The organism is Vibrio quintilis (assembly GCF_024529975.1).
Lineage (GTDB): Bacteria > Pseudomonadota > Gammaproteobacteria > Enterobacterales > Vibrionaceae > Vibrio > Vibrio quintilis.
Genome location: NZ_AP024898.1, coordinates 274,805 through 295,236, shown reverse-complemented (window position 1 = coordinate 295,236; position 20,432 = coordinate 274,805). Strand labels below are relative to the sequence as shown.

The 20,432-nt window shown below is 47.1% G+C and carries 13 protein-coding genes and 1 pseudogene; 7 read left to right on the top strand and 7 right to left on the bottom strand.

Going from position 1 to position 20,432, the window contains the following annotated elements:
• Positions 1–15 precede the first annotated feature (15 nt).
• The 3 genes from OC443_RS19900 to OC443_RS19890 all read left to right on the top strand — a co-directional run bounded on the left by OC443_RS19900 (position 16) and on the right by OC443_RS19890 (position 4,539).
• Complete coding sequence (locus OC443_RS19900) at positions 16–1,350, top strand: sensor histidine kinase (protein WP_073583461.1); 1,335 nt, start codon at positions 16–18, stop codon at positions 1,348–1,350.
• Between the two features lie 78 nt (positions 1,351–1,428).
• A complete protein-coding gene (locus OC443_RS19895) occupies positions 1,429–2,553 on the top strand; it encodes a M14 family metallopeptidase (protein WP_073583463.1) in 1,125 nt (374 codons plus the stop codon).
• 258 nt (positions 2,554–2,811) lie between these two features.
• Positions 2,812–4,539: a tannase/feruloyl esterase family alpha/beta hydrolase gene (locus OC443_RS19890; protein WP_073583465.1), complete on the top strand. Its 1,728-nt coding sequence runs from the start codon at positions 2,812–2,814 to the stop codon at positions 4,537–4,539.
• Between the two features lie 174 nt (positions 4,540–4,713).
• On the opposite strand, the gene OC443_RS19885 is transcribed toward OC443_RS19890, so the two are convergent.
• Both OC443_RS19885 and OC443_RS19880 read right to left on the bottom strand, forming a co-directional pair.
• A complete protein-coding gene (locus OC443_RS19885; RefSeq protein WP_143169331.1) occupies positions 4,714–5,172 on the bottom strand; it encodes a hypothetical protein in 459 nt (152 codons plus the stop codon).
• A 5-nt stretch (positions 5,173–5,177) separates the two neighbouring features.
• Complete coding sequence (locus tag OC443_RS19880; protein ID WP_073583469.1) at positions 5,178–8,090, bottom strand: transglycosylase SLT domain-containing protein; 2,913 nt, start codon at positions 8,088–8,090, stop codon at positions 5,178–5,180.
• A gap of 171 nt (positions 8,091–8,261) precedes the next feature.
• Here OC443_RS19880 and OC443_RS26425 point away from each other — a divergent pair.
• Positions 8,262–8,360 (top strand): annotated as a pseudogene (locus OC443_RS26425) (hypothetical protein); the annotation flags it as partial.
• Positions 8,361–8,430: 70 nt separating this feature from the next.
• Here the strand turns inward: OC443_RS26425 and OC443_RS19875 are convergent.
• The 3 genes from OC443_RS19875 to OC443_RS19865 all read right to left on the bottom strand — a co-directional run bounded on the left by OC443_RS19875 (position 8,431) and on the right by OC443_RS19865 (position 10,721).
• The gene (locus OC443_RS19875; RefSeq protein WP_073583471.1) at positions 8,431–8,991 is read right to left on the bottom strand and encodes a hypothetical protein; all 561 of its coding nucleotides are present in this window, start codon (positions 8,989–8,991) and stop codon (positions 8,431–8,433) included.
• 186 nt (positions 8,992–9,177) lie between these two features.
• Entirely contained in the window at positions 9,178–9,834 is a 657-nt protein-coding gene (locus OC443_RS19870) for a Qnr family pentapeptide repeat protein (RefSeq protein WP_073583473.1), read from the bottom strand.
• 275 nt (positions 9,835–10,109) lie between these two features.
• Positions 10,110–10,721, bottom strand: coding sequence for a DNA-3-methyladenine glycosylase I (locus tag OC443_RS19865; RefSeq protein WP_073583475.1), 612 nt, complete (start codon positions 10,719–10,721; stop codon positions 10,110–10,112).
• 251 nt (positions 10,722–10,972) lie between these two features.
• Between OC443_RS19865 and OC443_RS19860 the strand changes: the two genes are divergently transcribed.
• Positions 10,973–12,991 (top strand): LTA synthase family protein, encoded by a 2,019-nt coding sequence (locus OC443_RS19860; RefSeq protein WP_073583477.1) that lies wholly within the window; start codon positions 10,973–10,975, stop codon positions 12,989–12,991.
• 92 nt (positions 12,992–13,083) lie between these two features.
• Here the strand turns inward: OC443_RS19860 and OC443_RS19855 are convergent, their stop codons facing one another.
• On the bottom strand, positions 13,084–14,802 hold the full coding sequence (locus OC443_RS19855; RefSeq protein WP_073583479.1) for a phospho-sugar mutase: 1,719 nt from the start codon (positions 14,800–14,802) through the stop codon (positions 13,084–13,086).
• A gap of 365 nt (positions 14,803–15,167) precedes the next feature.
• Between OC443_RS19855 and aroG the strand changes: the two genes are divergently transcribed.
• A complete protein-coding gene (aroG, locus tag OC443_RS19850) occupies positions 15,168–16,220 on the top strand; it encodes a 3-deoxy-7-phosphoheptulonate synthase AroG (protein WP_073583481.1) in 1,053 nt (350 codons plus the stop codon).
• Positions 16,221–16,278: 58 nt separating this feature from the next.
• Here the strand turns inward: aroG and OC443_RS19845 are convergent, their stop codons facing one another.
• Positions 16,279–17,634, bottom strand: coding sequence for an MATE family efflux transporter (locus OC443_RS19845; protein WP_073583483.1), 1,356 nt, complete (start codon positions 17,632–17,634; stop codon positions 16,279–16,281).
• A 349-nt stretch (positions 17,635–17,983) separates the two neighbouring features.
• Here OC443_RS19845 and OC443_RS19840 point away from each other — a divergent pair, with 349 nt between their 5' ends.
• Positions 17,984–20,344, top strand: a complete 2,361-nt coding sequence (locus OC443_RS19840) for a Lon protease family protein (RefSeq protein ID WP_073583485.1) — start codon at positions 17,984–17,986, stop codon at positions 20,342–20,344.
• Positions 20,345–20,432: the final 88 nt, after the last annotated feature.

The window sequence follows — 20,432 nt, the reverse complement described above, 5'->3', positions numbered from 1 at the left end:
AACGGAAACGGCTGTATGACGCTCAATTCTCCGCCCCGGACCCATTCACTTCAGCAAAGGCAAACCCGCCTGTTGCTGATCGCTTCTGTTCCCCCGACGCTGATTTTGCTGATCACGCTGTGGAGCTTTGGTGTCTCCGGCTATCTGATCGCCCTGACCGCCCTGACGCTGCTGCTGTTGACCGGCTACTGCATGCTGACTGCCAGACACCGGCTCGATACTCATCTGACCACGGTCCTGAATCTGGTGGAATCCCTCAACCAGCAGGAATTCAGTTTGCGGGGGAAATTTTCAGGCCGGCACGATACCATGGATACGCTGCTGTCTCAGATCAACCAGCTGGCAGAGACCATGCAGCAACAGGCACTGGCGGTCAATCAGCATCAGTATCTGATCAACACCATTCTGCGTAATGTCGATGTCGCGGTGCTGGCTGTGAATGCCCGTCAGCAGGTCGCTTTTGCCAACAAAGGAGCCGCCGCTTTATATCAGATGTCACCGGCACAGTTGCAACACCAAAGTGCGGCCGCACTGAATTTAATCCCATTGTTAAACGGGCAAAACCGGCAGGTCACGGAATGGCGATTCCCTGCCGGGCAGAGCCGCTATCAAATCATGTCCGATCATTATTTTGAGCAGGGCCAGCAACATACCTTGTTATTTATCACCGATGTCAGCGATATGCTGCGCGGGGAAACCCACAAAGCCTGGAAAAACCTGCTGCGGGTTTTAAGTCATGAAATCAATAACACCCTGACACCTGTGGCTTCACTCAGTCAGACTCTGCGCCAGTTACTGCCCGGCGAAAAAGATGATGCGCTGCGGGAAGTCGACGGCGGGCTGGCAATGATTGAAGAACGGGCCGGTAACCTCAAACAGTTTATCAACAGCTATCGGCAACTGACCCAGCTCCCGGATCCGGAATGCATCGAAGTTGAAATCTGTGCCCTGGTTCGCGCCGTGTTACCTCTGTTCCCACAGCGTTCTGTCACCTTGCTCAGCAAAGCACCGCTGAAGATACAGGCCGACCCGGCACAGCTGCAGCAGTTACTGATTAACACCCTGAAAAATGCTGATGAAGCCATGACAGATAAACATCAGGCAATCGACATCCACTGGCAGCAGGATCATAATTCAGCCGAACTGACCGTAAGTGACCGGGGAAGTGGCATTACCAACCCGGACAATCTGTTCGTGCCCTTTTACAGCACCAAATCCGGTGGCAGTGGTATCGGCCTGATGTTGTGCCGGCAAATCGCACAAAATCATGGCGGGGAATATACGCTGTGTGACCGGGACGATGGTCCGGGATGTATCGCAACCCTTTCTGTCCCGCTGAGGAAAAACTGACAAGTCCGGCCTGTACCTTCAAAACCGGCTAATTAACTGTTACTGTGTGGCTTTGTTCCAATCAACAGACAAGCAAACATGAAAATATTCAGTAATTTTGAAAGTGGTAATATCCGGGTTGAAAAAGCAGAATCTGCGGAAGATATTCAACTCTCGATCAATGCCGATAATCAGTCTGATTTCGCTCAGTGGTTCCATTTCCGTCTGGAATCAACCCCGCATCAATCGCATCAGTTCAAGCTGTTGAATCTGGCAAAATCGGCTTATCCGGAAGGTTGGAAAGATTATGATGTGGTTGCCTCTTATGATCGGGAAGAGTGGTTCCGTATTCCGGCTGAATTTGATGGTGATACGCTCAGCTTCCGGGTAATTCCTGAATATGGCTCCATGTATTTTGCTTATTTCGCCCCTTACAGCTATGACCGGCATCAGGATCTGCTGCATCAGGCACAGATGCATGCGGCGTGTGAACTGACGACGCTGGGCCAGACACTGGACGGCAATGACATCAGCCTGCTGACCATCGGCGAACCGGATCAACAGAAAAAGCAGATTTGGATCACCGCCCGACAGCATCCGGGTGAAACCATGGCAGAATGGTTTGTTGAAGGTTTATTGCAACGTCTGCTGGATGAAACCGATACAGTCGGGAAAGCCCTGCTTGAACAGGCCGTCTTTTATGTGGTGCCGAATATGAACCCGGACGGCAGTATCCGCGGCCACCTGCGCACCAATGCGGCTGGTGTCAACCTTAACCGTGAATGGCAAACCCCTTCGGTTGAGAAAAGTCCTGAAGTTTATTATGTACGCGAACAGATGCTGAAAACCGGCGTCGATATGTTCCTTGATATCCATGGCGATGAAGCGATTCCGTATAACTTTATGGCGGGTTCAGAGGGTATTCCATCTTATGATCAGGCGCTGGCGGACAAAGAAACGGCCTTTAAACAGGCACTGCTGACGATTACACCTGAGTTTCAGGATGAGTTTGGTTATGACAAAGATGAACCGGGTAAAGCCAACCTGACCGTGGGTTCTAACTGGGTTGCGGAGCAGTTTAACTGCCTGTCTTACACAGTTGAAATGCCATTCAAAGATCATAATCTTCACCCGGACGAGTTTTATGGCTGGTCACCGGAGCGGAGTGTTGCATTCGGTCAGGATGTGCTGGCAGCGGTAAACAGCGTGGTCAGCAAACTCTGACAGACCTTTCCGGTTCAAACAATGATTAGATCCAAAGAATCCTGTGCCTCAATCACAGGGTTCTTTTTTAATGCGGACAAGATCAACTTTAACCTCATCAAAAATTAAAAATAACAACCCAAACCTCAAAAATAAATAATTATGAGGAACTTTTATCCCCGTTAACACTCATGTGTATTGATTCATATTAAAACATGATATGAATGCCACAATAAATGAGACCGGTACATATCAGTGCCTTCATATAACGAGGAAATTATGAAAAAAAATCAACTCATTTACGCAATCGGACTGCTGACTTCAGTTTATGCGGTTGGTTGTACCTGGGAAGATGGCTCCCAGGCCAAACATTCATCACCCGCTGCAGGTGTCCGGCTGGAAAATACATCCTGCCAGTCCCTGGAAGATTTTTCCTATGCAAATACGCAAATCACATCCGTCAAACTCGCTGAAGCAGGCGATTTAAAAATCGGTGGCAATGCCATCGGTGCCCACTGTGTGGTCGAAGGAAAAATGTTCGAACGGGTCAGCCCGGTCGATGGCCAGACTTACGCTATTGGCTTTGAAATGCGCCTGCCACTGGACTGGAACGGCCGTTTCTTCTATCAGGCAAACGGCGGACTGGATGGCAGAATCGTCACAGCGCAGGGCAGTATCAGCGGCGGAGGCCCGGTGACCAACGCTCTGTATAAAGGGTTTGCTGTCATCAGTTCTGACGCAGGTCACTCATCCGCCCAGAACGGCACTTTCGGGCTGGATCCGCAGGCCCGGCTGGATTACGGCTATCAGGCAGTACAAAAACTCACCCCAATGGCAAAAGCGCTGGTCAAAGATACATATGGTAAATTCCCCGATTATTCCTACATCGGTGGGGCATCGAACGGTGGCCGTCATACCATGGTCGCAGCTGCCCGGATTCCGGCGGAATATGATGGCTATCTGGCGCATAATCCCGGCTTCCATCTGCCGAATACCGCGATTGCCCAGTTATACGGCGCGCAGAAATTTGCATCAGTTGCCACGGATACGGATGATTTGAGCACCGCATTTACCACGGCAGAACGCAGTCTGGTTTCTCAGGCGATTTTATCCAAATGTGATGCACTGGATGGACTGACCGACGGCATGGTGTTTGACACTGATGGCTGTCAGCAGGCGTTTGATCTCCACCGGGATGTACCTTCCTGTGAAGGTGACCGGGACGGCACCTGCCTGACCGACAAGCAAAAAGACGCGATTGCTGCCATTTTCTCCGGCGCGAAAAACAGCAACGGTGATGCCCTGTATGCACCGTTTGTTTACGATCCAGGCATTGCCGGACGTTCATGGGCGGGCTGGAAGTTTAATGCATCCGTCGGCAATCGTGATCCACTCTCCGTGGCTTATGTGTTCATGACGCCGCCGCATACAGATACGACGCTGAATACCACACCGGCATTACAGCGTGAATTCGCACTGAGCTTCGATATGGATTCAGACGCCCCGAAAATTTACGCCACCACGGATGTTTATACCAAAAGTGCCGTTGATTTTATGTATCCGCCGCACGCAACCAATCTGTCCCGGATGCATTATCTGGGCGACAAAATGATTGTGATGCTCGGCACAGCAGATCCGGTTTACTCAACCGTTGATACGGAAAACTGGTATAACGCCCTGACCGCCAGAAACCACGGTGATGCCACCGACTTCGTGCGGTATTTCCGGGTACCGGGCATGAACCACTCCCGCGGCGGTATCGCAGCTGACCAGTATGATGCTATCGGCGCACTGGTTAACTGGGTGGAATATGGTGAAGCGCCGGATCGCATCGTTGCTACAGCCCGTGGTGCGGGCAATGCAGGCGGCGTCAACCGGGAGTTACCATCAGACTGGTCTGCCAGCCGGACCCGCCCACTCTGCCCTTATCCGCAAATTGCCGTTTATAAGGGCAGCGGTGATTCAGAAAAAGCAGAGAATTTTGTCTGTAAGACGGTGAATCATTGATTGAGCAATGATTGATGATTGTGCAGGAAAACGGGGCGGAAGTTGCCCCGTTTTTTATATACCCAAGCAACCTGAAGATGCAGGGTTCAGCGTGCAGCCGAAAGGTGCTCAATATCTGGATTTATAAAAATGAGCATGACACATGATTATAAAAAAAATATAATTGGAAAGTTATTATTCTTCATCATCAAAAACAAAATAATTTTCATAAACATCCTGAAGAGTGAGAATACGGTTTTCAATGACTTTTTTTCTCGCACCATAAGCTGCATATAAATTATCATCAGGCGTGCCTGCCCATAAGAAATCAGAAGCAAATTGATCTTGTGCTTTGAAATACTCATCCCATAACTTAACTGACTTTTCAAACGAGAGTTTCATTTTTTCTTTTTTTCCGGAAATATTTTCCTTACTTTTCCCTATTTGTTCTCTGAATTGATTTTCTATTTTATTTAATAGATGCTTTAAATTAGTCACTTTCTCTTTTTCACATTCAAAAAGATGAACCCTTTCATTATCTGATTTTGAATGACAAGGCTGATTTTTTACTTGTTGTAATTCATCCAATATTGATGCATATATTGAATTCGTAAATAACATTAACAATACTGTTAGGACTATTTTTATTTTCATATTAATTACCATTCTATACTACGTAGCACAATTTTAAATTTTTTTGTAAATTCATCTTTTGCCAATTTGATACCCAACCCATCATCCTTCGGATGCGGTCCATCATGATGGTAGGCATAGAGCATAATTGCGCCTTCCTGATCTTGGTATCCATCTCTGGAAGAATATACCATATATTCATTCTTAAATATTTGCCCCAATGCATCAATATTTTTCTGATAATCAAAACAATCTTCAGGACACTTCATTCCATATACTCCTGCTGTTTTTTTGATAAATTGCCCAATTCCCGCAGCAGATGAAGTACCTGCAGCAGCATCAGGATTAAACCCAGATTCAATAGCTGCAGTAGCAATAAAAGCTGCAGCTTGATCTTTTGTAAACTTTAATCGCTTAGACGTTTCATACAAATAATTAATTACTTTTCTTTGATTCTTTTCAGATATATCGCCAGCGACTCTTGAATTACCACGGATCCGACCTTCAGACTTGTCAAGGGGATAGTTCAAATAACTATAAGGCTTGATCAACTTTTTGGAGTAAGCTTTCATTCTATGAGCATAAATATTTTCATATTGAATTGGATACCACTTCCCAATCAATAAAAGCTGCTTAATAAAACTCACCGGATTCAAATGATATACCTTCTCAGCATTCGGTAACCCTTCCACCTCATCCCACCAAATTATCTTGCTGATATGTTCTTTTGTTGCTTCAAAGGCTTTGTCAGAATTCAGTAATTCTTTCAAATGTTGCCATTTACTCAATGAGGCATCAGCTTGCCATTCCGTCGGATGTTGTACAATCAGCCGGCTGATTCGTTCTGCCAGCAACGGATCCTGACATGCTTTTTGTAACTCTTTATGAGAAATTACCTGATCCTGATCGCTGTCAATCACCTGAATCAGGTTCTGGAAAAACAGGTTCAGATTGTCAAAGTCTATCAATGCATCTTTACTGCCAACCCCTGACTCTTTCGCTATTCTGAAACCCGGCCAGCTAAATGAAGAGAGAAGCTCGGTTCTGTCATATCGAACCCAACCCTTTTGTGTATGAGGACGCAAACTATTACAGTTTCCGATACCATCAGGCAACAGATATAAATATAAAGAGCCTTTGCGATCAAAAGGTAGTGTCGTGGCCACCCATTCATTGCCATCCCGGTCAAGACGGAACTCACATTCGGATAAATCCATATATACATCATCTGTCGATGGTAACCCGGTTTTAGTTTCAGATATCCCGGATGAAAGCGTCAATGTTGTCGCTGGCGTATCTTTAATCTCATCGAACTGATATAAACCGGGGTTTTCGTGATAGAGTTTACTGATGTGCTCAGTTGTGAAACTAATCCCGTTCTCAGTAATAAAATGAAGTGCATTATTCTCGGTCCAGTATGTCTTATGCTGGCTGGTATCCCACTCTAAGCAAATCAGGCGGTATGCCGTATTTTTATCGCTTGTTGTTTCACCTGATACCGTACAATAATCAATGAATGTTAATTTAGCTGATGCAGATAATGCTACACCAAAGGCATCCATATAGTTCTCTGATTGCTCAGTTAACAATTCATATGACCGGGTCGCAGAATGATAATTACCTAACTGAGCTCTTTTCAAAACAGCAAGCATTCCCGAACACTTAAATTTGGTATAGTCGCCTGCCGTCACATCCTGTAATGTCTCTATTTTTGTCCATTTTTTAACTTCGGTTTTCTGTAAATACTTCTCCGGAACCTTTCGGGACTGATACAGGCGTGAACCTCTGGGAATTTTAAGAATATTTTTATCACCTTCATTCTTCAGATTTTTGATAAAATCCACGACAGAGTCGTCGGTAAATATTTCGAAATGCAGGCAATGTTGATCATATAAATTAGCACCGGGATAGCCGATTAAATCTTTCACTGCAATCTCTGCATCCGGTATTTGCACACTCCCCAGTAATGATTCATCAACATCATTTTTATCCAAAGTAACCCGTTTTTTCTTATCTTTCTTCGGCTTAATATAAATATACCCATTATCAGGGGCAGCCTGTCCTCCTATTTCAGTCACTTTTGCCCAGTCCCCCTTTTCAGGCACGATGACTTTGACTTTGGTATCTTTAGCAATGACTCGCATAACCCGGCCACCAGCTCCCCCATATCGCATATTTAAGCCTTTAGTTACGGCTGGTTTGGGCTTTGTTTTACTGTAATCAATTTTATCTTCCGCTGTCAGAATTGTAGCTTTAGTTCCGGAAATTCTGGCTCTGGAAGAATCGAGACAGGCATAAACAGGGCTGTACATATGACCATCGGCATCGGTAAATTTTGCCAGTTTATAATAGCTTTTCCCGGCCTTTATATATTGATAAATTTTTTTATATTCAGAACTGGTTGCCAAATCAGCCGGGACTGTTAATAGTTCAAGCTCACTCCCCACAGGAGCCGTAGTAATAACACGCCCATTATCGGGCGCCCTAATATTTAATCCTCCCGAAGGTATATCTTCATCCGTTGTTATCAAAGCATCCTGAGGCTGACCTTTATCTGTTTTTAAAAAGGCAGGAATATCATATCCTGCTTTGACCATTTCACTGACAGGCAACAAATGCATATAAAGTGAGTAATAGTTCAGTCTGGCACCTTTAGATGTTTCAAACTGATGCTGAATCAGTGCAAAACAATTACTGTACTTCAGACTGACAAACTTATCCTTTTCTTCATACATTTTATGTGTCAGGTAATCATTCATCATTCTGAAAGCGATCAATTTTCCTTCAGCAATCGCCTGAACCGGCTTATCAACAGTGAAATGCATGCCTCCGTGCCAGTGTTGATTATTTCCGAACAAATAATGTCCATAAGGACTGGAAAGGTTGTTCTTAAATAGTTCGCTCGACGTAGCGCCATCAAAAGGCATCACAACTGGCATACCAAATTCCTTCTGTTAGTTTGTGAATATTCAGGTCTGATAAAACAACACAATATACAACCAGTTACAATAAACTAATATGAATTAGTTTTGTTTTATATGTTTCACAATATTGATATGACCAGTCGTTGCTCAAAATAGGCTTTAGAGCGAACGTATGGAGTCCAGAGAGTCAGCCCACTCTGCCCTTATCCGCAAATTGCCGTTTATAAAGGCAGCGGTGATTCAGAAAAAGCAGAGAATTTTGTCTGTAAGACGGTGAATCATTGATTGAGCAATGATTGATGATTGTGCAGGAAAACGGGGCGGGAATGACTGCCCCGTTTTTTGTATGAACATATCACAACTGATTCTGCCTGCGCTGGTGATAGCTCATTACAATAATCACCAGGATGGCACCTGCAATAACACCCTGCGAGGTCATCAGCCAGACAGGCCATGTTTCATTAATATAAGACAACGCAGCTAAATACAGCGGCAGACCAAAGAAGACAGTGAACTGCGCCAATAACCGGATATTCAGCCCGGTAACCTTCCCTTTTGTATAACCGGACAGAAATGAAGAAGCGTCCCAGCACGCAATTTCATTGTCACTACCGGACAGCCGTTGCTCTGTATCAGATAAACTGCCCACATATTTTGACAGCCGGTCGATTAATCCGTCTTCGACAATATACAAACTGACAAGCACCAGTGAGACCGGAAAAGATAATGCGAGCACATAAGGTACAGACTCAATCGAGGCCATGGAACCCACCTGAATTTTATTGGAAATTGCCCAAAGCATCGCCTGAACAATCAACTGTAATTTCAACCATGTATCGCGGTGCTTCACCCGGAAAAGAATCTCTTCGCGGGCTGCTCTGGAACATTCAATTAAATAACTGAGCCTGTCACTCATCATCATCCCTGAAGTCATATAAAATAAGGAAAGTATACCCAAATTACCTGAAGAAACAGATGATTGGGGTACAGTTGCTGGCGTGATGCTAAAGCAAAATCCGGCGAAAAACTACCTGCAGGATATCAGAGTATTAACCTCATCAATAAAAAGGAAATTCTCTGAAGTGAAAATGGCTCGGTATCGTTAATCCGGCAGCACAATCACGCCCAGCGGTTCCAGCAACTGCGCCTGCTGCCAGTCACAGATTTTCACGCCGGTCAGATCGACTTTGCGTGGATCCAGACCACTGAGCTCTGAATGGCTGAGGTTACAGCCCTGCATCTGAAACTGCGTCCAGCAGTCCTCTGAAAAAACACTGCGGCTTAAATCGGATTCCCTTAACGAGGCATTCTGCAGGTTGGTACCGATCCAGCGGTTTTCAAATAAGTCACATTTCTCGATATTTTGCCGTTCAAAATTGGCATAGGATAAATTGCAGCCGGTGATATAAGCAGAGCAAAAAACCATTTGATGACTGACCCTGAGTGAAAAACCAGCGCGGGTAAAGTTCGCACCTTTTAAGTCACAATTGCGGAATTCTATCCCGAAGCAGTTTGCTCCGGAGAAGTTTGACATGGAAAGCTGACACCCTTTGAAGGATGCATCCCGCAGATCGCTCTGCCCGAAATAACATCCTTCAATCGCTTCTTTTTCAATAAAGCTGCAATCAATAAAGTGGGCGTCCCGCAAATCCGTATGATGAAAATTACACTGATAAAATTTACATCGATTAAACCGGGAATCACTCAAATCCTGATGGGAAAAATCAACCTGCCGGAACACTTCATCAGTTTTGTTCATGTATACCTCCTGTTTTTAACCACTCAGAGGCTATCATTTGGCAGTGATATTTCATACAAAAACAAACATTTAAAAATCAATAAGTTAAAAAGCCAAAAATCGCTAATATAAGGCACCAAACCGGCTCGTAGTGAGACAATTCAGTGCCTGACCAGTGCCGCCTGTGAAATAAAAAGTTTAACGCGATTCCGGGGCTTTCAGCTCATGATGAGTTTCGACATGATTATACTCAGGTAACCTGAAGATGCATGCTTCAGGTTGTTTGGCTATATACCTCAGACAGGACGCTGAAAAGCCGCTCTTGCCTGTTCAACCTTTTCCCGGAATACACAGCCTTCTTCATGATCGTTGATCATCCCCATCGCCTGCAAAAAAGCATAAATGGTTGTCGGGCCGACAAATTTCCATCCCATTTTTTTCAGCTGTTTTGAAATCTCAACAGACACCGGTGACTGAGAAACCGTTTGTGGTGGCGGCAATGTGGCAGGATCAGGCTCATGACGCCAGAAATAAGCAGCCAGCGATCCCTCCTGCTCAATCAGCTTTAACGCACACCGGGCATTATTAATCACCGCTTCAATTTTCCCCCGGTGGCGTACAATGCCTTCATTCTGCAATAGTCTTTCAACATCCTCAGCGGTAAATCCGGCCACACGCTGAATATCAAACTGATCAAAAGCCTCACGGAAATTTTCCCGTTTTGCCAGAATCGTTCGCCAGCTTAAACCGGACTGAAAACTCTCCAGACATAATTTTTCAAATAGTCGCTGATCGTCTGCTACCGGAAACCCCCATTCCTTATCGTGATAATCAAGAAATTCTTCCGTTGCGCCACACCAGCGACAGCGCGGTGCGCCATCAGGACCAATATATGCTGTTGAATCCATGACCTTTCCTCCTGTGAATGCCTGACTTTTTTATTCCCCGGTCAACTGAAGGTTATCCGGGGCAGTTTTTCGTTTCAGGTTAGCACAGGTCATTTCTTATACACAATAAAAATACTGTATACAAATACAGTTATCTATAAATAAATCTCTCATTTACGAAGAACTCTTAAGTGTTTCTTAAGAAACCAGCAATACCCTGAACCCAGCCACGCTGATGATTTGACTGAAGATTTAACTGAAAGGGATGCTGTATGAAAAAATCACCGGGACCATTGTTTGCAGTCCTGACTGCCGGTTTCACTGCCTTAATTTTTTTGACCCTGTTCCGGACCGGACTGGCCCTGTGGCAGTTTGACCGGGTAGCGCACAATGATGCCTGGACGCAGTTACTGCTCAATGGTCTCAGAGTGGATATCGCCACCGTTTGCTGGCTGTTGATTGTTCCGGCATTCCTTTCGTGCTGGCTGTCCGGTATCCGCAGGCTGGAACCTTTCTGGCCACTTATTTTACGGTTCTGGCTCACCGGCGGCCTGATGTTTCTTATCTTTATGGAAGTCGCCACACCGACGTTTATTGCCGAATACGATCTCAGACCCAACCGGTTGTTTATTGAATATCTCGCTTATCCGAAAGAAGTCTTCACCATGCTGTGGCATGGCTATAAGCTACCGCTGATAGCCGGAACAGCTTTCACCATACTCGCTGTAGTTTTTATCTGGCGCAAAACCAAAAGCTGGACCAGCAACATCCGCGCCGTTCGCTGGTACTGGCGTCCGGTGCTGGCAATTCTGGTGTTAGCCTGCGGGATTGCCGGCGCGCGCTCAACACTGGGACACCGGCCTCTGAATCCGGCGATGGTTGCTTTTTCGACCGATCCGCTGCTCAACGATTTAACCCTCAACTCATCGTATTCGGTGCTGTTTGCGACCAAACAGATTTCTGATGAAGCCAGTGCTTTTCAGTTTTATCCCAAAATGGCTAAAGCAGACATTATCCGTGAAATTCGTCAGTCGATGAATGTCAGTCAACAGGACTTCGTTTCAGATCATCAGCCCACGCTGGCAAATCACATCACGCCTTATCCGGACAGGAAAAAAAATATTGTGGTGTTGCTGCTGGAAAGCCACGGCGCGCAGTTTGTGAAAAGCCTCGGCGGTATCGATGCTTCGCCTCATCTTGATCAACTGATGCGACAAGGCTGGGCTTTTGAACAAATGTACGCAACCGGTACCCGCTCCGTACGTGGGATTGAAGCTGTTGTCAGCGGGTTTCCGCCCACACCGTCCCGTTCAGTGGTGAAGCTGGGCAAGAGTCAGCATCACTTTTTCTCCGTTGCGGATTTACTGAAATCGCAGGGCTACACCACCCAGTTTATTTACGGGGGCGAAAGCCACTTCGATAATATGAAAAGTTTTTTCCTTGGCAACGGATTTACCCGGATTGAAGATTTCCCAACCTTCAGCCAACCGGCATTTGTTGGCTCCTGGGGTGCTTCAGACGAAGATCTCTACCAGAAAGCAGATGCGCAGTTCTCCCGCTTCAGTGCTGAAAACCAGCCATTTTTCAGTCTGGTTTTCTCCAGCTCGAACCACAGCCCGTTTGAGTACCCGGCCGGCAGAATCAAGCCTTATAATACACCGGCAAATACGGTTCAAAATGCAGTAAAATATGCAGATGACGCACTTGGAAAGTTTATTGAGAAAGCCCGCCAGTCCAACTACTGGCACAATACTTTATTTGTGATTGTTGCCGATCACGATGCCCGGACTTATGGCCCGACACCGCTGCCGGTCGCTCATTTCCATATTCCGGCCATCATTTTAGGTGATGGCATCACGCCCCGGCTGGATAACCGGCTGGTCAGCCAGCTCGATCTGGCGCCGACCATGCTGTCGCTGGCCGGCATCAGCAGCAAACATCCGATGATTGGTTTTGACCTGACCCGGACGGTCCCCAAAGAAAAACAGCGGGCATTGATGCAGCGGGATAAAAACTTCGGCTGGATGACTGCCGATCATCAGGTGGTGCTGTTTCAGCCCGGCAAGCCCGCCGCGACCTATCAATTCGATCCACACACAGAAAAACTGACCCCCGCACCGGTTGAGAAAGGTATTATTAAACGGGCCCATGCCAATGCAATGTGGGGCAGCCTGGCCTATCAGGATGATTTATACGCAGCTGAAAAAGATTACCGAGTCACAGCTCCGGCTCTGTCCGTTCAGTCTATGCGTCTCTCAAATCAACCCCATCATATCACCGGAGGAGAATAATACCTGCGGCTCAGTGATCACAAAAAAACTGCGGGGTCTGTGGTATTCACAGACCCCGCAGAAATTAAAAAAGATTCACCGCCTTTCACAGGCTACAGACAATGCTGATGCTCGGAAATCAGCATCGTCATTTGCTCATCCGCGCGTAATTGCGCCTCATCAAATGATTCATCATCTTTCATCGTCGTCGCCAGTTCATAGTAGCACTTGAGTTTCGGCTCGGTGCCGGACGGACGGACAATTACCCTACCCTGCCCTTCCAGATGATAAACCAGTACATCACTCACAGGTAAGTCAATGGTTTCGGTCCGGCCATCCGCAAACCGGCGTTCGGAAGTTTTATAGTCCTCCGTCATCAGCACTTTACGCCCGGCGATCATCGACGGCGGATTCACCCGTAATACTTCACCCACCGGCGGCATATCCGGTGACAATGCCAGGCTTTTCTGCGCTGTGACATACAACCCATGCTGACGGTAAATCTGCTCCAGCCGGTCCCAAACAGTCTGACCGGCCTGCTTCAGTGCTGCGGCCATCTGCGCAAATACAACCAGCGTTGACAGCCCGTCTTTGTCCCGGACCTGGTCGCCGATGGTATATCCTAATGCCTCTTCATAAGCAAACAGGAACGGCTGCTGCTCACTTTCTTTCTCCATCGCAACATTAGTCAGCCACTTGAAGCCGGTCAGTGTTTTAAAGTAAGTGACACCCGCTTGTTGAGCTATCTTCTCCAGTAACCCGGAAGAAACAATGGTGTTACCAATCAGCGCATCACGGCAAGCCCCCGGTTGCGACTGATGCTTCTGCAACACATAATCCGCCAGCAACACACCCACCTGATCGCCGGACAACATGCGGAATTCTCCCGGTTTCGTGCAGGCTGCAACAGCAAACCTGTCCGCATCAGGGTCATTGGCACAGGCGAGATCAGCCCGCTCAGTCAGCGCCAGTTTAACCACCAGATCCATGGCACCGGGCTCTTCCGGGTTCGGGAAATTCACAGTCGGAAAGTGGCCGTCCGGTTCACGTTGCTCAGCCACACTATGAACCTGGGTAAAACCGGCAGACGCAAGCATCGCTTCAGCAAATGGCGCACCAACACCATGCATCGCCGTATAAGTGATCACCAGATCCTGAGCAGCAACACTGGTCTGCAACAGTGGCTGCTGCGCAATCGCATCCTGATAATCACGGTAATAATCATCTCCCAGCCAGACCAGTAACTGCTGTTCCTCAGCCTGTGCCAGTGGTAACACGGATAACGGCGCAACAGCGGCGCGCTCAATTTCCGCCGCAATGCCCTGATCATGCGGCGGAATAATCTGCGCACCATTTTCCCAGTAAACTTTAAAACCATTGTATTCAGGCGGGTTGTGACTTGCAGTCACCACAATACCTGCCGCGGCATCTAACTGATGAATACCGAAAGCCACGACAGGTGTCGGCGTGACTTTATCTGTCAGGTAAACCTTAATTCCCAGCGCCGTCAGAACGGACGCTGTATCACTGGCAAATGTTTTTGAATCCAGCCTGCCGTCATAACCAATCACCACACCACGCGATTTGGCGCGCTCAACATTCGCAATCAGATAATGTCCCAGCCCGGTAGCAGTTTCCTGAATCACCAGACGGTTCATCCGGTTAGGTCCGCATCCGACTTTTCCCCGCAACCCCGCAGTACCAAATTCCAGTCTGCTTTTAAACCGATCATTCAACTCTTCCTGTTGGTTTTCGCTGATTAACCTGTTCAACTCTTCTTTTGTTTTCGGGTCGGGATCTCTCTCCAACCACTGATTTAGTTGTTCAACCATAAAGCAGGCTACCTTTTCACTGATTCTTCAAAAATTGAGTGTGCAGAGTTTATGATAAAACTCACAACAATTGTGCGTACGCAATCGATAAATAATAGACAAATTTTAGGTGTTTACATATCAAATGAGATCTTCTCTCCAACAAGTCATGATATTCCCGCTGAAGTACGAACTGAGTGTATAAAATAGTTTACAAATTAACTTCAGTGTAAAAAAGGCTTTAATATTGCATTTTATAAAAAAAAATGATTGCAACATCAATCTGAACCCGATAACTTACAGGCATTCGAACGTACCAAGCGGGTAATGCAAAGGTTGGTCAGTAACCGATGCACCGACAGAGATGAAAAAGGAAAAAGAACAGAATGTTTCAGACTGATGATGTAAAAATAAAACGAATTAAAGAATTACTGCCGCCAGTTGCAATTTTAGAAAAGTTTCCGGCAACCGATGTTGCTGCATCAACAACGTTTAATGCCCGTAAAGCCATTCACAATATTCTGAATGATAAAGATGATCGCTTACTGGTTATCATTGGCCCTTGTTCTATTCATGACCCGGAAGCAGCGATTGAATATGGTAAACGCCTGAAAACATTGCGTGATGAGCTTGGCGATCAACTGGAAATCGTCATGCGTGTATACTTCGAAAAACCAAGAACAACTGTCGGATGGAAAGGTCTGATCAACGACCCGTACATGAACAACACTTACAAAATCAACGAAGGGCTGAAAATTGGCCGTAAACTGTTGTTAGATCTGACAGATATGGGCATGCCAACCGCCGGCGAATTTCTGGACATGATTTCTCCGCAATATCTTGCAGATTTGATCAGCTGGGGCGCCATTGGTGCACGAACGACTGAATCACAGGTTCACCGTGAACTGGCTTCCGGACTTTCCTGCCCGGTCGGCTTCAAAAACGGCACCGATGGAAATATCAAAATTGCGGCCGATGCAATTCGTTCAGCCAGCGCTTCACACCACTTCCTGTCTGTGACTAAATTCGGTCATTCCGCCATTGTGGAAACAGACGGTAACCCGGACTGCCACATCATTTTACGCGGTGGTAAAGAGCCAAACTACAGCGAAGCACACGTTCAGGAAGTCAAGCAGAAGCTGGGCGCAGCCGGACTGCCGCAGAAATTAATGATCGACTTCAGCCATGCAAACAGCAGCAAACAATATCAGCGTCAGATGGTCGTTGCTGACGATGTTTCTGCACAAATTTCCAGTGGCGAAAACACCATTTTCGGTGTGATGATTGAATCTCATCTGGTTGAAGGTCGTCAGGATCTGGTGGATGGCCGCGCTGCAACTTACGGCCAGTCAATTACCGATGCCTGTATCGGCTGGGACGATACAGAAACTGTGTTGCGCCAGCTGGCGGCGGCGGTAGAAAAACGCCGTCAGGCTTAATCCGGCGTCCCGGTTCATCTTTCATGATGACAGAATATCTTCAGGGCTGATCAAACGATCAGCCCTGATTATTTTGCGCCTCTGTCTGGCGAATCATCCGGCAATACATCAGCCAGGCACCTGTCCCGGCCAGAACATTCCCCACCAGCGCACCAATATAAATGCCTTTCAGCTGCAACAACTGCGCACCAATCCATAAACAGGGTAAAAAGAAAACAAACAGGCGCAGTGCAGAAATCGTCAGCGCGGTATAAGAACGCCCGAGTGCATTAGCAACGGAAACCACCAGCATACACACACCCAAAGGCGCCAGACTCACCGGCACATAGGTCAGGTGCCAGCCCAACAGCTGACGAACCGCCGGATCATCAGACATCCACGCAACCGCAAAAAATGACAAACCAAAACTGATGACCGCCAGCCCCACCTGAAAACTCACAATAAAGCACACAGCGATCCGCATCAGCTGGCGAATATCTGCAACTTTCTTTTCACCAAGAAACCGTGCAACCATCGGCGGCATCGCCATGGTTAAAGCCAGCACCACCACCAGAGAGAAAAATTCGAACCGGGAACCAATCGCCCATGCCGCAACCGGCGCTGAACCATAAGCGGCAATAATTTTGGTGGCGGTCATCGCAGATAAAGGCGGTAACAGCTGACTGACAGTCGCAGGCCCCATCACCTGTAAAATCATCCGGATGCTGGCCGCGATATCCATACCCTGCCAGACAAAAGACAATAAGCGCTTCGGCCAGATGCGGATCGTCACAATCAAGCCGCCAAAGCCAAATGAGACAATAGTCGCCAGTGCTGCGCCCGGCAGCCCCAGATCCAGCGTGAATATGAACAGCGGATCAAACACCAGATTCAGCAGACTGGTGACAACCATCATTGAGCCGGGAAGAATCGTATTACCATTCGCCCGGCAAATACTGTAAAGAAAATAAAGGGTTGCGCCTGACCATGCACTCACCAGCCAGTAAGGCCAGTACAGATCAATAATCGGGAAAATATCATCAGAGGCCCCCAGAAAATGCAACACCGGATCCCGGACCAGAAAAATCACCGCAGCCAACACCGCGACACTGAGACTGCCAATCACCAGAATCAGGCCACCTAACTGTTTCGCATACTGCGCTTTCCCCTGACCGGAGACCCTGCCAATCACGGCAGTCGTCGCAATTCCCAGACCGACCTGAAGTCCGATCACAACCATCTGAACCGGCATGGTAAAACCTTGAGCGGCCAGCGGCAAAACCCCCAGCTGAGAGATAAAAATGCTATCAATTAACTGAAAGCTCATCATGGATAAAACGCCAAAAACCATCGGCCATGTCATTACAAAAAGCTGGCGGGCCAATCCTGAACCGGGCTGACCGGCTTGTTCTGTCTGTACAGTCTGTTTCAACATCGTCTGTTTCAATCCAGCCGGGAATCTTCATGTTATCCCGGAAAAAAACAAATGGGGTTCGCTAGTCTACTGAGTCCTGAATAATTAGCAAAGTCTTCTTTTGCCGGATACCCGGCCCCTAAAAGCACGAACATTGGCGATAATTTGTTCACTCAAATCTGAATTAGCAGTAAGTCACTAAAAATGCACAAAATTGCATTTACACTGTTACATTCAGGCTGTCTGAATATATGCTTATACCCAAGCAATCTGGAGATGGAGGTTGTTTGGGTATCTCAGGGCAAGTCATCTGCCTGACAAAGACGAGCATGGACGCAAACATATCACGTATGTTTCAAGTGAGGGGATAATGGCAATCGACCGATTACAAACAGAACAGTTATATCATGTTGCCCGGCTGGAAAAACTCACCAGCAAGTCAACAAAAAGTTTAAGCCCGATAGATGAGATTATTGGACAGGAACGGGCACAGAAAGCCGTTGAGTTTGCAATGTCGATCCAGGAGAAAGGATACAATATCTATGCGATAGGACGGAATGGCCTGGGCAAACGGACCATGATACTGCGCTACCTCAACCGTCATCAGCATGAAAATGGTGGTTTGTACGACTGGTGCTACGTTGCGAATTTCAACGAAACCCGCACACCCAAAGTGATGAAACTGCCCCGGGGCATCGGCGGTAAATTACGTCATGACATTGAGAAACTGATCGAAAAACTGGTGGTTGCAATTCCGCTGGCATTTGATAATGAGCTGTATATCAGCCGTGCCGAACAACTGAAAAATCAGCTGACAACCAAGCAACAAACTGAACTTGAGCAAATCAGCAAAGAAGCCAAGGCCCGCAATATCAATCTGACGATTACCCCGCAGGGCGACTATCAGTTCGTGGCGCTGAACGGAGAAGAGCTGCATACCGAAGAAACCTTTGAAGCCCTCACTCTGAAAGAGCAGGAAAACTTTAGTCAGGCCATTGATGATCTGGAAGTCAAACTCCGGAACATGGTCAGGCAACTCTCCGAATGGGAAGAAACCTATACCGAGAAAATCAAGAAGCTCAATGATGAAGTCACCGGAGAAGTGCTGACTCATTTCATCAAACAGCTGAAAAAAGATTACAGCGAGTATGCGCCGGTTAAAGAGTATCTGACCGAACTGAAAAAAGACATCATTGAAAATGTTGAAATCTTCCTCGAAGAAAGCAACGAACAGGGCGACATGGCAACGGCATCACTGGATAAAAAGCTGCCGCGTCGTTATAAAATCAATGTGCTGGTCAGCCATACTGACGATCATTTCCCAATCGTGGTCGAAGAAAACCCCAATTATCACTCGTTATTCGGCTCCATCGAAACCGCAACCTTTAAAGGCACCGTCTTTACTGACTTCTCACTGATCCGGCCGGGCAGTCTGCACCGGGCCAATGGTGGTGTGCTGTTGATGGATGCAATCAAAGTACTGGAACGTCCGTATGTCTGGGATGGTTTAAAACGGGCATTGCGCTCACGTCAGCTCAGCCTGACCTCTCTGGAAAAAGAAGTGACATTAACCGGCGCTGTTTCACTTGATCCGGAACCCATTCCGCTCAATGTGAAAATTATTCTGTTCGGAGATTACCGGACTTACCAGTTGCTTGCTCATTATGATCCGGAATTCAGCGAACTGTTCCGCGTCACGGCTGATTTCGAAGACGAAATGCCGAGAACACCAGACTCTGAACTTCAGTATGCCCGGTTCATTTCCAGCTTCGTGCATGACAACAATATGCTCCACTGCGACCGTAAAGCCATCGCCAGAATCATTGAGCAAAGCTCAAGAGTTGCCGGTGATCAAAACAAACTGTCGCTGCACTCCGCTCATATTGCCAACTTACTGCGCGAGTCCAATTTTGTTGCCAGACAGGCCAACTCGAATATGATCCGGGTTGGTCATGTCAATGAAGCTTTGCATAATCAGGAGCTGCGGGTAAACCGGATCCAGCACAATATCATGGAAGGTTTTCTCAACGGCACCATGCTCATCCGGACCGAAGGAACAGCTGTAGGTCAGGTGAATGCTTTATCAGTGCTCAGTACCAGCGATCACGCCTTCGGCATGCCGAACCGGATTACGGCAACCACCTGCTACGGTGACGGCGAAATCATCGATATAGAGCGCAATGTTGACTTAGGTGGCAGCCTGCACTCAAAAGGTGTGATGATTCTTTCGGCTTATTTACATTCAGTGCTTGGAAAAAATGCCAAAGTCCCGCTGACCACGACCATCACCTTCGAGCAATCTTATGGTGGCGTCGACGGTGACAGTGCCAGCATGGCAGAGTTCTGTGCGATTGTTTCTGCGTTTTCCAAACAGCCAAACTACCAGAATATTGCCATAACCGGTTCAATGAACCAGTTTGGTGAAGCCCAGCCAATCGGCGGACTGAACGAGAAAATCGAGGGCTTTTTCGATGTGTGTAAAATTAAAGGCCGCCATCCCGATCAGGGGGTGATCATCCCGAAAGCAAACGTCCATAACCTGATGCTGCGGGAAGATATTGTAACCGCTGTTGATAAAGGAGAGTTCCATATCTGGGCGATTGAACATGTCACAGAAGCGATTGAGATTTTCACCGGGAAACCGGCGGGAGTCGCCACCGAAGACAGCAGCTATCCGGTCAATTCAATTTTCGGGATTGCGCAGGCAAAACTGAATTCAATGAGAAAATAGCCCGGCGAAGTGATTTTGCTGAACTGCGGTCAAAACGAATCCGGAGCACAAAACGTGCGCCGGATTTATTTTATCTGGCCCTGACGGT